The organism is Pseudoduganella namucuonensis, from assembly GCF_900116645.1.
GTDB lineage: Bacteria > Pseudomonadota > Gammaproteobacteria > Burkholderiales > Burkholderiaceae_D > Rugamonas > Rugamonas namucuonensis.
Map to the genome: position 1 here is coordinate 138,341 of NZ_FPBO01000002.1, position 18,855 is coordinate 157,195.

6 protein-coding genes are annotated in these 18,855 nt (G+C 62.8%); all 6 read right to left on the reverse strand.

Translation table 11 applies throughout. The annotated features are described in order from the left end of the window. Positions 1-768 (reverse strand): outer membrane lipoprotein-sorting protein, encoded by a 768-nt coding sequence (locus tag BM436_RS02710; protein ID WP_177306906.1) that lies wholly within the window; start codon positions 766-768, stop codon positions 1-3. Positions 769-877: 109 nt separating this feature from the next. Continuing rightward, entirely contained in the window at positions 878-1,336 is a 459-nt protein-coding gene (locus BM436_RS02715) for a hypothetical protein (RefSeq protein ID WP_093553233.1), read from the reverse strand. A gap of 60 nt (positions 1,337-1,396) precedes the next feature. Next, positions 1,397-1,795, reverse strand: a complete 399-nt coding sequence (locus BM436_RS02720) for a hypothetical protein (protein WP_093553235.1) — start codon at positions 1,793-1,795, stop codon at positions 1,397-1,399. Between the two features lie 11 nt (positions 1,796-1,806). Next, complete coding sequence (locus BM436_RS02725) at positions 1,807-3,114, reverse strand: NAD(P)/FAD-dependent oxidoreductase (protein WP_093553237.1); 1,308 nt, start codon at positions 3,112-3,114, stop codon at positions 1,807-1,809. Further along, positions 3,111-10,475 (reverse strand): non-ribosomal peptide synthetase, encoded by a 7,365-nt coding sequence (locus tag BM436_RS02730; RefSeq protein ID WP_093553240.1) that lies wholly within the window; start codon positions 10,473-10,475, stop codon positions 3,111-3,113. Before BM436_RS02730 ends, BM436_RS02725 begins: the two co-directional genes overlap by 4 nt. A gap of 57 nt (positions 10,476-10,532) precedes the next feature. Continuing rightward, positions 10,533-18,092, reverse strand: a complete 7,560-nt coding sequence (locus BM436_RS02735; protein WP_143132924.1) for a type I polyketide synthase — start codon at positions 18,090-18,092, stop codon at positions 10,533-10,535. Positions 18,093-18,855: the final 763 nt, after the last annotated feature.

An 18,855-nucleotide genomic window follows, 5' to 3' on the forward strand; every position in this document is an offset into this window, starting at 1 on the left:
CTACCTCCGCCGGCCAAGGTTTTGCATCGAAAACGTGTCCGCCGGGACCGGCCGGTCGTATTCGGCGCTTTTGACCACAAGGGTCGTGCTCTTTCCAGGCTGGTCGGCGGGCTGCATTTCCCAACGGGTGGGGATGACGCGTCCGCCCATCTTGCGCAATTCGGTATATGTCAACGTGCGCACCGCCTCGTTGCGTTCGTTGAAGAAGCGCACTTTCAACGGCAGCAGATTGTCCTTGCTGGCGATCATGTTGATCTTGCCCCACACGACCGCGGCCCCCGGCTTCGGCAACAGTTCCACCTCGTACACCGCGGCGGCGCCTTCCATGCGCTCGCCGACCATGCGGTGGGTATAGTCGGTGACCAGACTGCCTTCCTTCACCATGTCGTCATTGCTGAAATCCGAGCCGAGCCAGGGCTGCGACATCATCGACGGCGGAATTTTCACCACCCGCTCGATGGCCGGCATGTAGTTCCACATGTCGGAGCCGACCCGCAGCGACAGGATGCCGGTATCCTTCGCCGGCGCGGTGATCCGCACGAAGGATTTGGTGGGCCGATCCATCGTCACATTCATCGTCAGCGTGCGCGACCACGACGGCGTAACGAGCGTCATCTCGAACACCGCGCGCAGCGTCTTTCCCCAGATGGTGGTTTCATAGTGTTCCACGATCTCGGAGGCAGAAGGCGCGGCCAGCGCGCCGATCGCCGGCAATGCCAGAAGTGCCGCCAGAACGAACCGGAAGTACCTCACTGAGCGCCCTAACATGTGTCTCTCCATTTAGATAAGTTAAACCGGGCTTGCACGCCGACCCCGCTTTGAAACCAGCGGCAAGCCGCGGTGCGGGCAGCCTGACATCCAGGTCATCCTGCAAGTCCTATTTTTGCGGGGACCAGCGCGCCCAGCGCACCGCAAGCACGGTCCCCAGGATGGCAATCAATACGATCAGCACTTCCAGCGCAACCGCCTGGTTCGGCATCTGGCCTTCCATGATGTGTTTGGTCTGATGACGGACGGGAAACAACAGTGTGGTCAACAGCAAGGGCACATTGAGCCAGCGGAACCAAGTACCGTCATAGACGCGCACCAGCACCGACATGACTGCGTAGAAGGAAATCAAAATGATGATCGCGTTCCAGCCGGCGTCACCCGGGTCGTGCAGAAAAATCGAGAAATCATCCTTGATAGCGGCTTGCAAAAAACCCAGCACCAGCACCCCAAGCAACAACAGCAACTGGGTTGTCCAGCATTGGGCGACGGCAGCTTGCTGCCTTACCCGCATGATGACGTCGCTCGCCTGAAAGGCAGACTGGCTGTGCGGTGTTTCTGCATTCATCGTGAACTCCCTGGTTTTGATGGATTCTCTGATTTGGATTTTTCATGTTCCGCGCCGCCGCTACTCATTGATCGCATCCGTCACGTTCTTAAAGACGTTGACCACAAAAACACACACGGAAACAACCAGCACCAACGCAAGAACGCCCAACTTCATGTCATTGGTATGGGGCTGCGTATCGTCGAAAGTTCGACCGGCGCCGACCGCCCAGCTCATGTACAGAAAAATGAGACCCATCGGAATGTTGAACAGCCAAAAATGCCAGAACGCCAGCCGATCTCGACCCGCACGCGGGAATGTTCGATAAATGAGACCAAAGACGATGCTCAAGCCGCCAATCGCGCTCAAATATGCATGCAAAGGCAGCAGCCCTGCATGATGTTGGTGATGCATGACGCCACCCGCCATCAACCCAAGCACCAGGTACACAACCCCGGTTTTCACAAAGACAGCACTCATTTCCTCTCCATTTAAATAAGCCAGTTTTCGACTGGCGACTGCATCATGCCCAACACCGATTTGGCCGCCTCTGCGCCCGAACTGAAGGCCGCTTCGTGCGAGCCGATCAAATCAGCGCCGAGCTCGCGCGAGTGGAAGTAAGAGCCGCACAACTTGACGCGGCCTTGATGGTTCAACGAATAGATCTCGCCCTGCATCTTCCGCACAGCCATGTCGATGACCGGATGCGAATAGTCAAACTCCCGAATGACCTTGGCGGACTCCAGCGGCAGTGGATAGTCCAGCGTCAAGAAGTAATCATTGCGAGAATCCAATCCTTGAACCCGGTTGAGGTAGTAGGCGACGTAGCCTTCGACGCCTCGCTCGGTTGCAACTTGCCCGTAGTTCCAGGTCATCCATCGCCCCCTGTCCGCCGGCATCACGCTGGCGTCGGTATGCAGCACGACCCGGGTGCTGTGATAGCGCACCTGCGATAGCAAGTGCCGTTGCCATTCGGTGGCGTTGTCTCCCAGGATGGCGAGCGCCTGATCGGCGTGCGTGGCAAGAACGACGTAGTCGAACTGCTCGCTGCCCGCCGCTGAACGCACTTCGACGTGTTCGCCGATTTCGCGGATCGATGCCACCGGCGTGTTCAGCCGGATATCCGGTTTGACGATGTCCAGTAAGCGGCGCACATAGCTGATCGAACCGCCCTGGACGGAGCGCCAGTCCACCCGCTTGCCACCCAGCCCCCCTTCGCCGTGATAGTAGAAAAACGCGATGACGGTGCTGGCCGGCATATCCCAGATCAGTGCCGGCGGCACCGACCAGACCGCCGTTGAAAGCAGGCCGATATAAGCGTCGCGGAACGCCTGGCTGTAGCCCCTGGCGTCCAGATAGGCGCCCAACGGCGCATCGGCTTCCCCGCGCGCCATGTCCTGGCCGCTTTCGCGATGAAAGCGCTTGGCCTCGTCGATGACGGAACACAGCCAGGCCGGATACCGGCTCGCCAGTTGAGCGCCGCCCTGCTCAAGTTCCGCAGAGCCATACTCGACGCCCGCCACGCGATCCCAGAAACTGAAACCGCCGAGATGGGGGACGTATGGAACGGCCGTTTCTTCCAGAAATGCGCAGAAGTTCGGATACGACAGGGCGTTGAACACCACGAATGCCGTGTCCAGGCCGATCGTCTTGCCGGGCTCATCTTCAAGCTCCTCCGTGTGGGCGTGGCCGCCCACGCAATCGCCGGACTCGAACAGCACAATGTCCGCCTTGCCGCATAAACCGTACGCGGCGGACAGCCCGGCCACGCCGGTACCAATGATTGCGACTCGTGTCATGCCTTACCCTCCAAGGTTTGTTGTATGACGTCCGCCACCGGTTTGAGCCGGGGCGGCAGCAGCAGGCTGTAATGGGTGCCGGCCAGCGTCTGCGCCTGCACCGCGCCCCGGGTGAATTGCCGCCATCCCCAATCCGGTTCGCCGGCAGCCGGATGGCCCCGGAATTCATCGACCTGTCCTGCGCCGGCCTTCAACACCAGCATGTCCGCACGGATCGCTCGGGGCCGGTACCGGCGTACCGCCGCCAGTACGCCCGCGAAGACCTCGAACACGGGCTGCAGCAGTTCCGGCGTGAGATCGGCGCCCGCGCCCTGCTTTTGCCGGAGCATGCCCAGCGCGTCGGCGAGCGTGGCGCCGCGAAGGGCATCTTGCTCCAGCACGCTTGGATCGAGACCGATGTTCAGATCCCGAAGGAACCACGACAGGATGGCGGCGCGGTCCGGGCTCTCGTCTTGCGGCAGCGGCGCAGGCGTGTCGATGGCGATCACCTGCTGCACCGTTTCGCCTTGATCCTCAAGCTGGCGCGCCATCTCGAAGGCCACGGTCCCGCCGGAAGACCAGCCGCCCAGACGGTACGGTCCCTGCGGCTGCGCCTGGCGGACCGCATCAAGGTAGAGCGCCGCCATCTTCTCCAGATCGTCCATTGCCGGCTGCTCGCCGGACAGCCCGGCAGCCTGCAAGCCATGGACCGGCATGCTCAACTGTTGGGCCAGTTCGCGATAGCACAGCACGTTGCCGCCGGCCGGATGCACCAGGAACAGTGGATGGCCTTGCCCATCCGGCTTGATCGGCGCCAGCGGCGTCCATTGCTGCGCCAGTTCCAGGCGACGGGCCAAGTGTTCCACAGTCCGCCCTTCGAGCAAGGTGCCCAGCGACAAACGGCGCCCGAGCTGCCGCTCGATGCGCGTCATCACCTGGATGGCGGCGAAGGACTGCCCTCCCAATTCGAAGAAGTCGTCTTGCACGCCTATCGGGGAAACCGCGAGGATGTCTTCCCAGATCCGGACCAGTTCTGTTTCGACCGGTGTGCGCGGCGCCAGCGGGGCGCGCTTTTCCTCGGACACCATGGGCGCCATGCGATCCAGTGCGGCACGATCGACCTTGCCGTTCGCCGTCAAAGGCAATGCCGTCAGCCAGTCGATCCGTTCCGGCACCATGTAACCGGGCAGCTTGGCACGCAGATGGGCCTGCAACGCGGCGGCGTCGCACCCCTCGCCGGGGCGCTGGACGACAAAGGCCACCAGTTGCCGCCCTGCCCGCTCGCCTTGCGCACTGACGATTGCCGTCTGCACCCCGGGATGCGTCAACATGGCTTGCTCGATCTCGCCCAGCTCGATGCGATAACCCCGGACTTTCACCTGGAAATCGGCGCGGCCCAGGAACTCGATGGTGCCGTCCGGCAGATAGCGGCCCAGATCGCCGGTGCGGTAAAGCCGCTCTCCGGTACGCGGGTGCCGCACGAAGGCCCGTTCCGTCTTCTCGATGTCGCGCCAGTAGCCTTGCGCGAGACCGATGCCGCCAATGTAGAGGTTGCCCTGTACCCAATCGGGCGCATCGGCTCCTTCGTCATTCAGCACGTGCCAGGTCTGGTTCGCCAACGGGCGGCCATACGGCACGCTGGTCCAGAGCGGATCGATCTCGCCGATCGGATGGTAGATCGACCAGATTGACGCTTCGGTCGCACCGCCCATGCTGATCAGGTCCGCCCGCGGGGCGATCTGCCGAATCAGCGCAGGCAGCGGTAGCGGAATCCAGTCGCCGCTCAACATGATTTTGCGTAGGCTTGCCAGGTCTTGCGCATCCGACGCCGCCTCCACCAGCAATTGCATCAACGCCGGCACCGAATTCCAGACGGTGACGCGGTGTTCGCGCACGGCCTTCACCCATTCGGTGGGAGCCGGTTCGCGCGATGGCTTCGGCAGCACCAGCGTCGCGGCCGCAGCGACCGTGCCGAACAGGTCATAGACCGACAGATCGAACTGAAGCGCCGACACGCCGAGGACGACATCCGATGCGCCGACCCCGAAACGCCGGTTCACGTCCAGCACCGTATTGAGCGCGCCCTGATGGTCGATCATCACGCCCTTGGGTTTGCCGGTGGAGCCGGAGGTGTAGATCACATAGGCCAGGTCCGTGGGTTGCTGGACGGAGGCCAGCACGGTGTCCGGCTGCGCGTCGAGCGAGCCGTCGTCGATGCAGACGGGGTGAATGCCCGCCGGCCAATTCATGGCCGCCGCCACCTTGCTGGAGGTCACGACGAGCCGCGTTTCGGCATCGCGCAGCAATTCATGCACCCGCTCCTCGGGCCAGTCCGGATCGATCGGCACGTAAGCGGCGCCGGAGGCAAGAATGCCGAAGGCTGCGACTACCTGTTCCCAGCCTTTCCCAAGCAATATCGCCACCAGTTCATTCGGCTTTGCACCCGCATCCAGCAAGCAGTGACCAAGCTGATTCGCAAACCGGTTCAGCTCCGCGTAACTCAGGGTACGGCCGGCCGAAATCACGGCCGACTTATTCGGGTGGCTCACGGCTGCACACGCCAGTCCGTCATGCAATAGGCCTTCAGGCAGAGGTTCGGCGGTTTGACTGATCCGATCGCGCTGTTCGCGCTGTCCGCGCTGGGTAGCTGGCAGCAGGTCGAAGGATTCCTGCTGCCAGAGACTGTCGTCTTCGGCCAGTCGCGTCAGCAATTCCCCATATGCTTGCCACATCGCATCGACAACGCCGGGCGGGAAGAAGCGTTCGTTCACGTCCCATATCGCCCAAAAGCTGCCGTCGGCGAGATTCCACAATTGCTGGTCGATCAGCACCTGCGGGGTTTCGAGACAGCCGTAACTGCGCCGGTCGCGCGGCGCCATATCCAGGCCGCTGACCACTACGAACGGCGACACGGCGCGACCCGGGGTTTTGGCGCGATGATTCAGCGCCTGCCACACGCGCGCGCTGCCCCAATAGATATGCTGGGCATCCTGAATCAATTGCATCTGGACGTTGCGGGCGCGGAGGTAGAAAGGTGCGCTCCCGCGCCAGTCGACTTCCAGCGGATACACGGCTGCGAAGTTGCCGATGATGTCGCGCATCCGCGGGTGCAGCGGCAGGCGCTGGGTCAACATGCTGCTCAACAAAAAATGGCGGGAACCGCTCCAATGCGCGAGGATTTCCGCATACACGGCATACACCGCATTGGTGGCAGTGATCCCATGCCGGCTGGCACGCTGCTTGAACGCACCCCAGATTTTCTCGGGCAGGACCAACTCGCGACGTCGCAACACCGAACGGCTGCGCGGGTTTTCGTGTGCCAGCAGCGGTATCGAGGGCGGCCCCGGCAAAGTCTGAATACGTTCGCGCCAGTAGCGTTCCGATTTTTTTCCGTGCGATGAAGATTCGATTTGTTTGTAGGCCAACACGCCGTCGCGGTAACTGATCGTGAGTTCCGGCAGCGGCTTGTCTGGATGGTGGTAGTAATGCAGTGAATCGGTTAAACGCAGCGCGCCGAACGCGTCGAGAAAAAAGTTGCTGGTATTGATATGCAGCCGAGTTTTGCCGCCGTGCAGGCTGATCTGGAATGCAACCCACGGCCAGCAGTCGAGCGGCATGACAGTCCGTTCCAGATCATCGCGGATTCGCAACAACGCCTGTTCCACTTCATTACTGTCCAAGCCGCGCAGATCGTTTACCTGGAGCCTTACCGGAACGAATGTGCGGGGAACACGCAATCGCAAGTCTTCAGTCAGGATAGGCAAGTTAGCCTTCTGCCGCGCCAGCATCGCGTTGAGCGCCCGCTCGTAGCGTTCCCCTTCAAGGCTCTCATCGAGATCTAATTCCAGATAATAGTTTGGATTGACGTGATATTCCATTTCCTCCATCTGGCCGGTCAGATAGGCGCCTTGCAAATCGGATAGCGGAAACGGTTCGTACCAGTTTTCCCTATCGGGCGATATATCCGGCAAAGGTTCGTCGGCCGGGCCGGCCTTCGGCACTCCACCACTCTCGGCGAAAAATTCGCGCAACGTCGCAGCAAACGCAGCGATGGTCGGGCCGGCGAAGAACCGCTGCAACAGCCGCTGTTGCGGGATACCCGGAAGTTCGAAGGCTGCAGCGGCCTTCGCCATCATCTGAACCATGTTGATCGAATCGGCGCCGAGGGAAAAGAAATTGTCTTCCACGCCAAAGCCTTCATGACCGAGTAAGACTTTCCATATATCGAACAAACGCTGCTCATCGGCGTTGCATGGCATCGGTTTGGCCTTTTCCGTCTCCCTCCCCAACGGAGGCGGCAACGCCTTGTAATCCAGCTTGCCGTTTGCGGATAGTGGCAGCGCGTCCAACCGCACATAGTGGTGCGGAACCATATACGAGGGCAGGACATCGGTGAGCGCGTCGGCCAATCGTAGCGACTCCCATCCTTCCGCCGCATTGGGAACAACATACGCAACCAACTGGCGCTGTCCGTTTTCGGTTTGCGCCGAGACGGTGACGACGGCTTCGCGCACGCTTGGCTGCCGCCGCAATACGGATTCAATCTCGCCCAATTCGATGCGATAGCCATTGACCTTGACCTGGAAGTCCTCGCGGCCGAGAAATTCAATATCGCCGCCAGGCAGATAACGTCCAAGGTCACCTGACTTGTACAGGCGCTCCCCGGTCTGCGGATGCACGATGAACTTTTCAGTCGTCCGCTCCGGGTCATTCAAGTAGCCGCGTCCGACCGCTATCCCACCCACGTGGATTTCACCCGTCGTCCATACAGGACGCGGCTCCAGCAGTTCGTCGTAGACGTACATGGTTTGGTTCGACAACGGTTTGCCGTAGGGAATGCTCTTCCACTCCGGCCGCACCTCACCAATCGGATACTGCGTACACCAGATCGAAGTTTCAGTCGGGCCGCCGGAGGCGAGAATTTGCACGTTGGGGCAAACGGCGCGCACCTGATCCGGCAGCTCGACCGGAATCCAGTCGCCCGAGAGGATGGTCCAGCGCAGCGCTGGGTGGGACAAGCCGCGTTCGTGCAGATGCTCGGCCCAGAGTTGGAGCAGTTGAGGTACCGAGTTCCAGAGCGTAACCCCGTGGTCTCGTACCAGTTCAGTCCAGTGCGCGGGATCGGTCAGACGCTCTGCGGAAGGGATGACGAGCGCGCCGCCCCCGCCGAGCACGCCGAACAGGTCGTACACGGACAGATCGAAATGGGCGGCGGACAGCGCGAGCATGCGGTCGTGCGGGCCGGTATTGAAGCGCCGGTTGATGTCTTGCACGGTGTTGCCAGCGTTGCGATGCTCGATCATCACGCCTTTGGGTTGTCCGGTCGACCCAGAGGTGAACAGCACGTAGGCCAGATCCTGCGGCGACTGCGGAATCTGGAGAGCAGAATCGTCCTGCATGCCTACAGCCTCATCGTCCAGCGTCACCACTTGCACTCCCTCGGGCCAAATGAGACGGTGCGTCAAGCAGCGTTGCGTGACCACGACCGTGGCTTGGGATCGCTCGACCAAGTGATGCCGACGCTCCTGCGGCAAGGACGGGTCGATCGGCAGGTAGGCGGCGCCGGAATGCAGGATGCCGAAGATCGCGGCGATCTGTTCCCAACCTTTTTCCATCGCGACTGCGACAATTCCGTTCGGCCGCGCCCCCAATTCGCGCAGGTGGCGTGCCAGGCGGTAGGCATGCCGGTGCAGTTCGGCATAGCTTAGTTGCACAGATTCCGCAATCACAGCCGGCGCATCCGGAGTACGCGCGGCCTGCTCGGCGACCAGACCGTGCAGGGTCTTCTGTGGGATGTCAGTGCTCGTGGCGTTGGCCGCGCGCCGTTCTTCTTCCTGCCAGCGCGGCAGCGACAAGGGCGACGCATTCCGAGTCCACGCGTGCGCGTCTTCTGCAAGCGTTTTCAACAAGTCGACATAGCTGCTGAACATGTCATCGAGCATCCCCTCCGGGAATAGCGCCTCGATCGCATCCCAGAACAGCATCAGTTCGCCGTCCGATTCAACCATCTGGTGATCGAGCCAGACCTGCGGTGTCTGGCTGACGCCGTAGACGTAATCGCCGAAGAAGGAAATTCCGCTCGTGGTGCTCTGCTGCGAATCAAGTGCCAGCGTGCTGGTAAACACGATCGGCATCGCCGCGCCGGGTGCATTTCCCATTTTGCGCGCGCGATCCCGCAATACCCGCATGCCGCTGTACTGCCGATAGTTCAAATCTTGCGCCAGTTGTTTCTGCAAACGCTGCATGCGATCGACGAAGGATTCGCCGATCTTCGCATGGACGGCCAGCAAATTGGTGGTCGTGAAGTCACCGATCAGCCGGTTCACGTCGGGATGGATCTGGGCACGGTTGAACATCGTGACGTTGAGCGTGAAATCCGGTTCCTTCGACCAGGTGCGCAGCACATCGGAAAACGCCGTCATCAACAGCACCGTAGCGGTGCCGCCATGCTGCCGCGCGCGGGACTTCAGGCTTTGCCATTGTTCGGCGGGCAAGGTCGCCAGGCGTCGATGGAACTCGGCACGCTTGATGGCGCGCGGCTGCACGGCCAGCGGAAGCGCCGGGGCGGCGGGCAACCCGTCGAGGCGCCCGGCCCAGTAGTCTTTCGCCCGCTGGAACGCCGGCTGGTCCTGCAAGGTCAGCTCGAATGCGGCGTAATCCCGATACGACAGACCAAAGGGTGCGGGAGACCACGCCGGTTCCTCGTAGAAACGCTGCCAGTCTTCGAAGAACCTGAACATGCTCGATGCATCGATGATGAGCATATCGAGACTCACGAACAAACGCAGGCGCCCCTCTTCCCACCGCGCTGCCCGCACCTCGAACAAGGGCCAGCGATCCGCGGGCTGGCGCTTGTGGGACATGCATCGCCGCAGCATATCCAGTTCGGCGTCCTGTTCGGCGGCAGGCCGGCCACGAAGGTCGCGCACAGCAATCCGGTAAGGCGGCACCTCGGGGAGAATTTTTTGGCGGCCATCCGGTTCAATCACCGCACGCAGCATGTCGTGCCGGGCGATGACCTTGTGCAGGCTGCGCTCCAACAGATCGACATCCAGCCCGAAGCGCTCCAGTTCGATGTAGAAGTGCGTGGAGAAGCCGCCCAGTTCCACGTAATCGTTGCGACCCATCCAGTAGGCTTGCTGCACATCGGTCAACGCGAAGGACTCGTGGCGCAAGTCAGGGCGCTGCGTCAACGGCGGCAAATCATGCTCGTGTTCCTGGCCGTTGCCGCGTAGCAGATCCAGCAGTTCTTCCTTGCGCGCCGTTAGCACCTCGCGCAGATCGGCGGTCAATGCCCCCTTGGGCGCAACCACGCGCAGTTGCGCGCCTTCGAGTCGAAGCTGGATACCGCTATTCCTGAGTTTTTCAAGCAATTCAATCATGTCTGTCTCCTGGCTTCTGTATTTTTTATTCCTACGATTCACACAAGGCCTGCCGCATTACAGAAGGGCCTCCTCCATCTCGCTGGCGTCGATGGACACCGCGGTGGAGGCCAGCAAGCTGACGGCGATCTGTTGATGAATCAGGTCGGCCACATCGCCAGCGGATGAGCCGGCCAGAAAATGCTGCAGCGGCACGTCCACGGACAAGTCCTTGCGAATGCGGGTGCGCATCTCGATCGACATCAGCGAATCGAATCCCAGACGATTGAACGGCAGCCGGGCAAAATCCGGCGCTATTGCCGCTTTCTTTTCGGCGTCCAGACGCAGAACGCGCGTTGCCCTCTCCAGCAAGTAGCAGAGGATGAGCGCCCGAGCTTCTTCGCCCTTCAGCCCCGCGATCAACTCCGGCGATATGCTCACGGCGTCGGCCGCGTCAGCCGCCTGCTCCGCTGATTCATCCTCGCCTCCCAGGTCGGCCAACAGCGCGTAAGGCAGGCCGGGACACATGACGCGCTTGAACCGCGCCCAATCGATCAGCAATGCGCCGCACTGCACCGGCTGAACGCCGGCAAGGCGCGCCAACCCCTGCATGCCTTGGGCATTGGCGATGCCGCCCACGCCCATGTGCGCCATGTGCGCCGCCAAGTCGCGCCGCATGGCGACCCCGGTTTCGGACCAATAGCCCCAGTTGATCGACGTGGCCGGCAAGCCGTGTTGGCGGCGGTAGTGCGCCAGGCTGTCGAGGAAAGCGCAAGCCGCGATGTATCCGACCTGCCCGGCGTTGCCGACCTGAGATGTCATCGAAGAGAACAGCACAAAGAAGTCGATCGGCATGCCCGCCGTCAACCGGTGCAGATGCCAGGCGCCCTTGACCTTGGGATCCATCACCCGCGCAAAACTCCCCCAGTCGGTCTGGATCAGCGCCGCGTCCTCCGTCAGCCCCGCGGAATGGAGCACGCCGCGCAGCGGCGGCATGTCCGCCGCCATGCTGTGCATCGCCTGCTCCAGCGCCGCCGCATCCGCCACGTCGGCCAGCATCACGGCAACCTTGACGCCGGACGCCTCCAGCGCCCGGATTGCCTCGCCGCTTTCGGGCGGGATGGTTCTGCCTGACAGCGCGAGAAAGCGCGCGCCCTGCGATGCCAGCCATTGCGCGCTCGCCAGTCCGACCCCGCGCAAACCGCCGGTGACGAGATAGGTGGCGTCCGGCCGCACCGGCAGCGGCTGCATCGGCAACGCGGCGCGCGGCTGTTCCGCCAGCCGCGCCTGCAACACGCGCTCGCCGCGCAGGGCAAGCTGCACCGAGCCCGGCGTCGCGCGCACGCACGCCATGACCATCGGCAGCGGCAGAGCGCCACTCGCGGGATCAAGGTCGACCTGCACGCACTTGGCAAACGGAAATTCCATGACGATGGATTTCGCCATGCCGTTCAGCACGCCTTGCATCAAGCCGGCCGCCTGCAGGCGTTCGCCATCATTGACCACCTGGTCCGGCGTGACCGCGCCGCGGGTACAGATCACGACAGCGGGATTGGCGTCGCCATAGGCCGACAAAAAATGCTTGAGCGCCAGGAACACGGACTGGCTCAAACCGTAGGTCCGATCCGCCAGCCCGGTGTCCGGGTCCGCCGCTTCGTCGCCGGCATACAGCAGCAAACCGTCCAGGCCGGCGCCGCGTTGGCGCAGCGCGGCGAACAGTTCTTTCCAGTCCGGCTCCGCATGCCAGTTCAGCGCCGCCTGGTGTTCGTCATGCCAGCCGAATGCATCGGCCGCGGTGACCACGATGGCGGCAATGCCGTCGCGTTCGCATTGCATCGTGATGTCCCGCGCATGGTCCGCATCGCGGCACAGCACCAGCCAGCGCTCCCCGGAGACAGCGGCTGGTGTCGCCGGCAATTCGAACGGTAGCCAGGTCGTCCGGTAGTACCGCGGCTCATCGTCGACCGAACTGTGCGCTGCGGTGACGGCATTGCGGCTGCCGAGCGCCAGTTGCATGCCCCGGACCGACAAGACCCGCTCGCCCGATGCATTGCAAACCTTCAGATCGGCCGCATAGCGGCCCGGCGCGACTTCGCCGTGCCAGACGCAGTATGCCCACGCTTGGCGCGGCAGCTTGCGATAGACGGTCAGGCGTTCGAACGCCATCGGCAGCAGCGCAAGTTCGCTGCCGCCGACAATCCGCTCCATGAAAGGGATGGCGACGTGGAAACAGGCATCGAGCATCGCGGGATGCAGGTGATACTTGTCTGCTTCCGCCGACGCGGGCTGCTGCATCTCGATACGCGCCAGCGACTCGTTCCCCGTCAGCCACAACTGTTGCAGTCCTTGCAGGCCGGGACCGTAGTCCAGACCGATTTTGCGGCAGCGCTCATAAAAGCCATCGACCGATTGGGGCGCCAGCCGGCTTTGCGCGGCGGCGACATCGAGCTTGTGCGGCGGCGCGCCGGAATAGGAAGCATGGATGCAAGCGGAGGCATATTCGCGCCACCCGCCGGCTGCATCGTCCAGATAGCGGCCGAGCAGGTCGACGCGGTAATGGTGCGCGTCCCGTTCAACCACGGTTTGCAATTCCATGCGCTGCGCCGCGTCGAACGCCATCGCGGCCTTGATCTCAAGTCCCGTCACCGTCCACTCCGGCATCGGCGCGGGCGCTGCCGCACGCACAGCCGCGAGCGCCGTTTCAATCATGCCGGCCATCGGCAGCAAAGGCACGCCGAACCCCTTATGCTGCTCGATGAACCAGGGATAGCCGGCCGACAGTTGGTTGCCGAAGCGATGCGCGCCGGCGCGCGGCAAGTCGATCGTGCGGCCGAGCAGCGGATGCGGCAGCGCGCCCTGCCCATGCGCCGATGCGGATGCGATGCCCGGCGTGAACCAGTAGCGGTCTTTTTGGAACGGATAATGCGGCAGCGAGGCCGGCTGCGGCAATGCGGCCCCTTCGCCCAGGCGTCCGCGCGCCCATCCGGTCCAGTCCACGGCGCCGCCATTGACGTGCCATCCGGCCAGGCTCGACAACAGCTGCGGCTCGTCGTCGAATCCGCGCCGCAGGCTGGGCAGCCACAGCCCTTCTGCGGCGGTCTGTTTGCCGAAGGACGTCAGCACCGGATGCGGACCGATTTCGACAAAGGCGCCGCAGCCGAGATCTTGCAGGCATTGCATGCCCTGCATGAAGCCGACCGGCTTGCAGATGTGCTCCACCCAGTACAGCGGATCGGCCAATTCCGCCCCGGCCACGCGTCCGGTGACATTCGAGATGACCGGGATCGCCGGCGGGCTGTAGCGGACTTCGCGCGCGATGCGTTCAAACTCGGCCAGCATGCTGCGCATCAGCGGCGAATGGAACGCGCGCGTGACCTGCAGCGGCGTCGCCGTCACGCTTTGTCCACTCTGGTGCACCCATTGCGCGGCCAGCGCTTCGGCGGCGCCGGGCGCGCCGGAGATCACGATGTCGCCGGCAGTGTTTTGCGCGGCCAGCGCCAGCTCGGGATGGGGAGCGGCGGCGAATTCCGCCAGCAGGCGCGCCATCGTTTCCGCCGGCGCACGGATGGCGATCATTGCGCCGGGTTCGGTGTGGGTCTGCATCAGGCGGCCGCGATGGGCGACCAGCTTGAGCCCGTCTTCCAGGCTGAACACGCCGGCGATGCAGGCGGCCACGTACTCGCCCAGGCTGTGGCCGATCAGGTAATCCGGGCGCATGCCGCTGGATTGCCATACGCACGCCAGCGCGTATTCGACAGCGAACAGCGCGGGCTGCGCGTACATCGTCTGCGTCAGGTCGACCGCGGTCTCGTCGCCGCCGTACAGCGCATCGATCAGCGACGCGTTCAGCAGCGGCTGCAAGATCCGGTCGCATTGCGCCAGCGTCTGGCGGAACAGCGCATGGCTGCGGTACAGGCCTTGGCCCATGCCGCGGTACTGCGCCCCTTGGCCGGTGAACAACCAGGCGGTTTTGCAGCCGCCCACCCGATCAAGGCTGCCGCTTTGAACATCGCCGGTTTCCTCGTTGCGCGCGAATTTCTCCAGCGCGTCAGCCAGTTCCCGCGGTGTGCGGCCGACGGCGGCCACGCGGTGGGCAAGGTGTGCGCGATGCGCATTGGCGGTATGGCAGATCGTGCGCAGTGCGCATTGTTCCGATGGCTGCCCGCTCAGGAAGCGGGCGAAGTCGCGCGCCGACTGGCGCAGCGAAATGCCGCTCCTGGCCGACAGCGTCAGCAGCTCGGTTGTTCCACTCTCGGGAGCCGCCTGCGCCACCGCCGGCGGCTCTTGCAGGATCAGATGCGCGTTCGCGCCGCCGAAACCGAAGGAGCTCACGGCGGCTAGGCGCGGATGGTCGCCGCGCGGCCACGGCTGGGGGACGGCGGCCACCGCGCAGCGGCCGCCTTCCAGCGAGATATGCGGATTCAGTTGCTGGAAGTGGACGTTTTGAGGAATGCGCTCATGCCGCATCGCCAGCATCACCTTGATCATGCCCGCCAGGCCGGACACCGGTTCGGTGTGGCCGATGTTGCTCTTGGCCGAACCGACCCACAAGGTCGGATGCGTTGTCGACGCCGTGCCGTAAGTATGCTTGATCGCGTCCATTTCGATCGGATCGCCCAGACCGGTACCGGTGCCGTGCGCTTCGACATAACTGACGCTGTCCGGCGTCACGCCGGCGACCGCGAGCGCGCGGCGGATCAGGGCCTTTTGCGCTTCGCCGTTGGGCGCGGTGATGCCGTTGCTCTTGCCGTCCTGGTTGACGGCGGATGCGGCGATCACGCCGTGAATGCGGTTGTTGTCGCGCAGCGCGTCGCTGTAACGCTTCAGGATCAGTACCGCGCTGCCCTCGCTGCGCACATAACCGTTGGCGCGGGCATCGAAACTCATGCAGCGGCCTGAAGGCGACAGCATCTGGGCTTGCGACAAGGCCACGAACAGTTCCGGCGACAGCAGCGTATTGACGCCGCCGACGATGGCCAGGCCGCATTCGCCCGCCAGCAGACTGGCGCGGGCGCTGTGCAGGGCGACCAGCGAGGAGGAGCAGGCGGTTTCCATTGTCCAGCTCGGCCCGTGCAGATCGAACAGATAGGAAATCCGGTTGGCGACAATGCTGGCATGGGTGCCGGTGCCGAAGTAGGCGTCCAGCGTGGCGTTTTGCGTTACTTCCAGCAATTCATAGTCATGCGTCATGACGCCGACAAACACGCCGGTGTCGCTGCCGGCCAGCGCGTCGGGTGGCATGCCGGCATCCTCCAGCGCATGCCATGTGGTCTGCAACAACAGCCGCTGCTGCGGATCCATGCCGTTGGCTTCGCGCGGCGAAATACCGAAGAACTGCGCATCGAATTCATCCACGCCGTCGATGAATCCGCCCCACTTGGTGCTCGCCTTGCCGGGCGCCGGCGGGCCGGGCTGGTAATACGCCTCCGCATCCCAGCGCGAGGGCGGCACTTCGGTGATCGCATCGGCGCCGCTATCGAGCAGTTGCCAGTATTCGCCAAGCGAATTGGCCTTCGGGAAGCGGCAGGCGATACCGACCACCGCGATCGGTTCCGACGGCTTGATGCCGACGTGGTTGTGCCGCGGCTGGTCCGCCACCTGTCCGGACAGGTGGCGCGCCAGACTATCAATGTTCGGATAGCTGTACAACAGCGTCGGCTCGATTGGAATCTTCAACCACGCCGCCAGGTCGCCGGTCAGCGCGACCAGCTGGAGCGAGTCCAGCCCGAGGCTGGTGAACGGCATGTCGCTCAATACATGCCCGGCGGAGATTTTTTGCGCCTGCGCGATACGTTCGGTCATCCAACCGGCGATGGCCTGGCGGGACGGGCCCGGATGACTTGGTGCGGCGTCGGGTGCGATGGCGCCGGCGTCTTCGCACCATGCATGCAGGGTCTCGAATTCATCGTCGAGGAAGGATTTTTTGCACGCCTGGCGCTGGATCTTGCCGCTGGAAGTGATGTGCACCGATGCCGGCTTCAGCAACAGCACCGCGTATACCGGCAAGCCGTGCACTTCGGCTATCGCGGCGCGGATCGCTTGCGCCACTTCCTTGCCATCGATCTTGTTGCGCTGCGAACGCCGCACTTCCTGCACCACGACCAGGCGCTCCACGCCGCCAACCTCGACCGAGAACGCGGCGCCGTGCCCGAGCGCCAGCGCGGAGTGCGCGCGGTGGATCGTGTGCTCGATATCCTGCGGGTAGTGGTTCTGGCCGCGAATGATGATCACATCCTTGATGCGGCCGGTGATGTAGAGTTCGCCGTCCGACCAGACGCCAAGGTCGCCGGTGCGCAGGTACGGCCCTTCGCCGGTGTCGCGCATGGCCTGGAAGATTTCCTTGTTCTGCCCGGGACGATTCCAGTAGCCCTTGGCGACCAGCGGGCCGCGCACCCAGATTTCGCCGACTTCGCCGTCGGCGCACTGGCGATGGCTGGCCGGATCGACCGCGATCACTTCATTGCCCAGCCAGGTGCGGCCGCAACCGACCAGGGTGGACGGCGTGCCGCCCTCCCGCGGGACCGCGATGCGGCCTTCGGCGAGGGCAACGGGATCCACTTCGATCACGCGTGGCGGGTGCAAGCGCGGCTGCGAGGTGACGGTCAGCGTCGCTTCGGCCAGGCCGTACGACGGGTTCATCGCTTGCGCACGATAACCGCGCGGGCCGAAGCGAGCGGCGAACTTGTCCAGCGTATCGGCATGCACCGGCTCGGCGGCATTGCCGGCGACGCTCCATGCCGACAAGTCCAGCGCGTCGATGCCAGCCTGGTCTAGCGCGGCGGCGCATAGTTCGTACGCGAAGTTCGGCGCGTAGCTGATGGTGCCGCGATACTTGCTGATGGCCTCCAGCCAGCGCAGCGGCCTTTGCAGGAAGGCCGGCGGTGGCATCATGACGATGGTCGCACCGGTGAACAGTGGCTGGATCACACCCAGAATCAGGCCCATATCGTGGAACAGCGGCAGCCAGGTCACGAACACGTCGGCATGGTCTTGCTGCGCCGCGGCTTGCCAGCTCCGGCAATACGCCAACAGATTGCCATGGGTGACCATCACGCCGCGCGGCTGGCTGGTTGAGCCGGAGGTGTACTGCAGATAGGCCAGATCACCCGCCTCTATATCCGGCTCGATCCAGTTGCGTTCGTCGCCGTCATGCGACTCGTCGATCGCCAGGTAGGAACACGTCAGTTCCTTTGAGAGAAACTGCCCGAGCCGGGACTGGATACTCGCCTGAAGACTGGCGGTTGCGAGGACGATGCCCTTGGCATGGCAATCGTTGACCACTTGCGCCAGCCGCTCCGCATGCATGCTGCCGGTCGCTGGATAGGCCGGGACCGGGATCGCTTTTGCGTACAGACAACCGAGGAAGGCAAGCACGTAATGGATACCCGACGGCAGCATCAGCAGGACGGGCTGCCCGGCCAGATTTTCCGCTTGCAGACGCGCGGCAAAGGCGCGCGCACGCCGGTCCAGCTCGCCATATGTCAGCCGCCCGGCTTCCACCTCACCGTCCCGCAAAAAAATGAGTGCGGCCTGCTCCGGCCTCGCCGCGGCCTGGTGCCGCACCATTTGCACCATCGAAGAAAAGTGATTGCCCTGCCTCTGCGTGAGAGTACCCGCAACCGTTTTATCTGGTAGCACAATCGTCTCCTTGTCGTACCGCGGCGGTCACGATACTAATTTTTATTTGTGATTCGTTAGCGTGCCGGTTGGTCGGCCCCGCGACCGGGCATCGCTTGCATGTTGCCGGGGACGCAACTTGACTTCCATTGTTGCCCGGTGGCTCGTTTCGATATCGACCGGTGTTTGCAAGAAGCAAATTTAATCATGCGAATGCAATATCCGATATTGGCCGAACGGGTTAACCGAAAGGGGGCTCGGAAAACCGCCCCGGGCATGGCATGATGCCGGCGCATCAAACTTGACGACTCTGCCATGATGAAACCAGCTTGTGCGCCGATCGTCCTCGCACGCCGGTTGACACGGCAAAATCAAGCGAAGTTATACAAGTAATGCCTTCGTTGCCATCAATTCAGAATCATATTCATTGCCCCCCACAACCCATGAAGCCCGCCCCATAGCACACTAGCGCCCCTCTTACAAGTACAAAAATCGAATTCCAGCTATATCCTTGATACACTATCCATCTCCCACTTCTCCAGTATATTTTCCCCAAGAAATTAGTTGTTACACGAATTTCTTTTAAATACCTGTCGCACAAATCATTTTGCTGTGAGGTTTTGTTAATCGGGGCACGGGATTCTTCCGACATGATGAAAACGTGCCCGGACTGCGCGCATATTTAATGCCCACTTGCGCGGATAAATTGTTTTCAACAGACTCTGTGGAAAACCCCAATGGCGTTGATTCATCATGATTGCTAGAGTATATCGACATGAGTCGG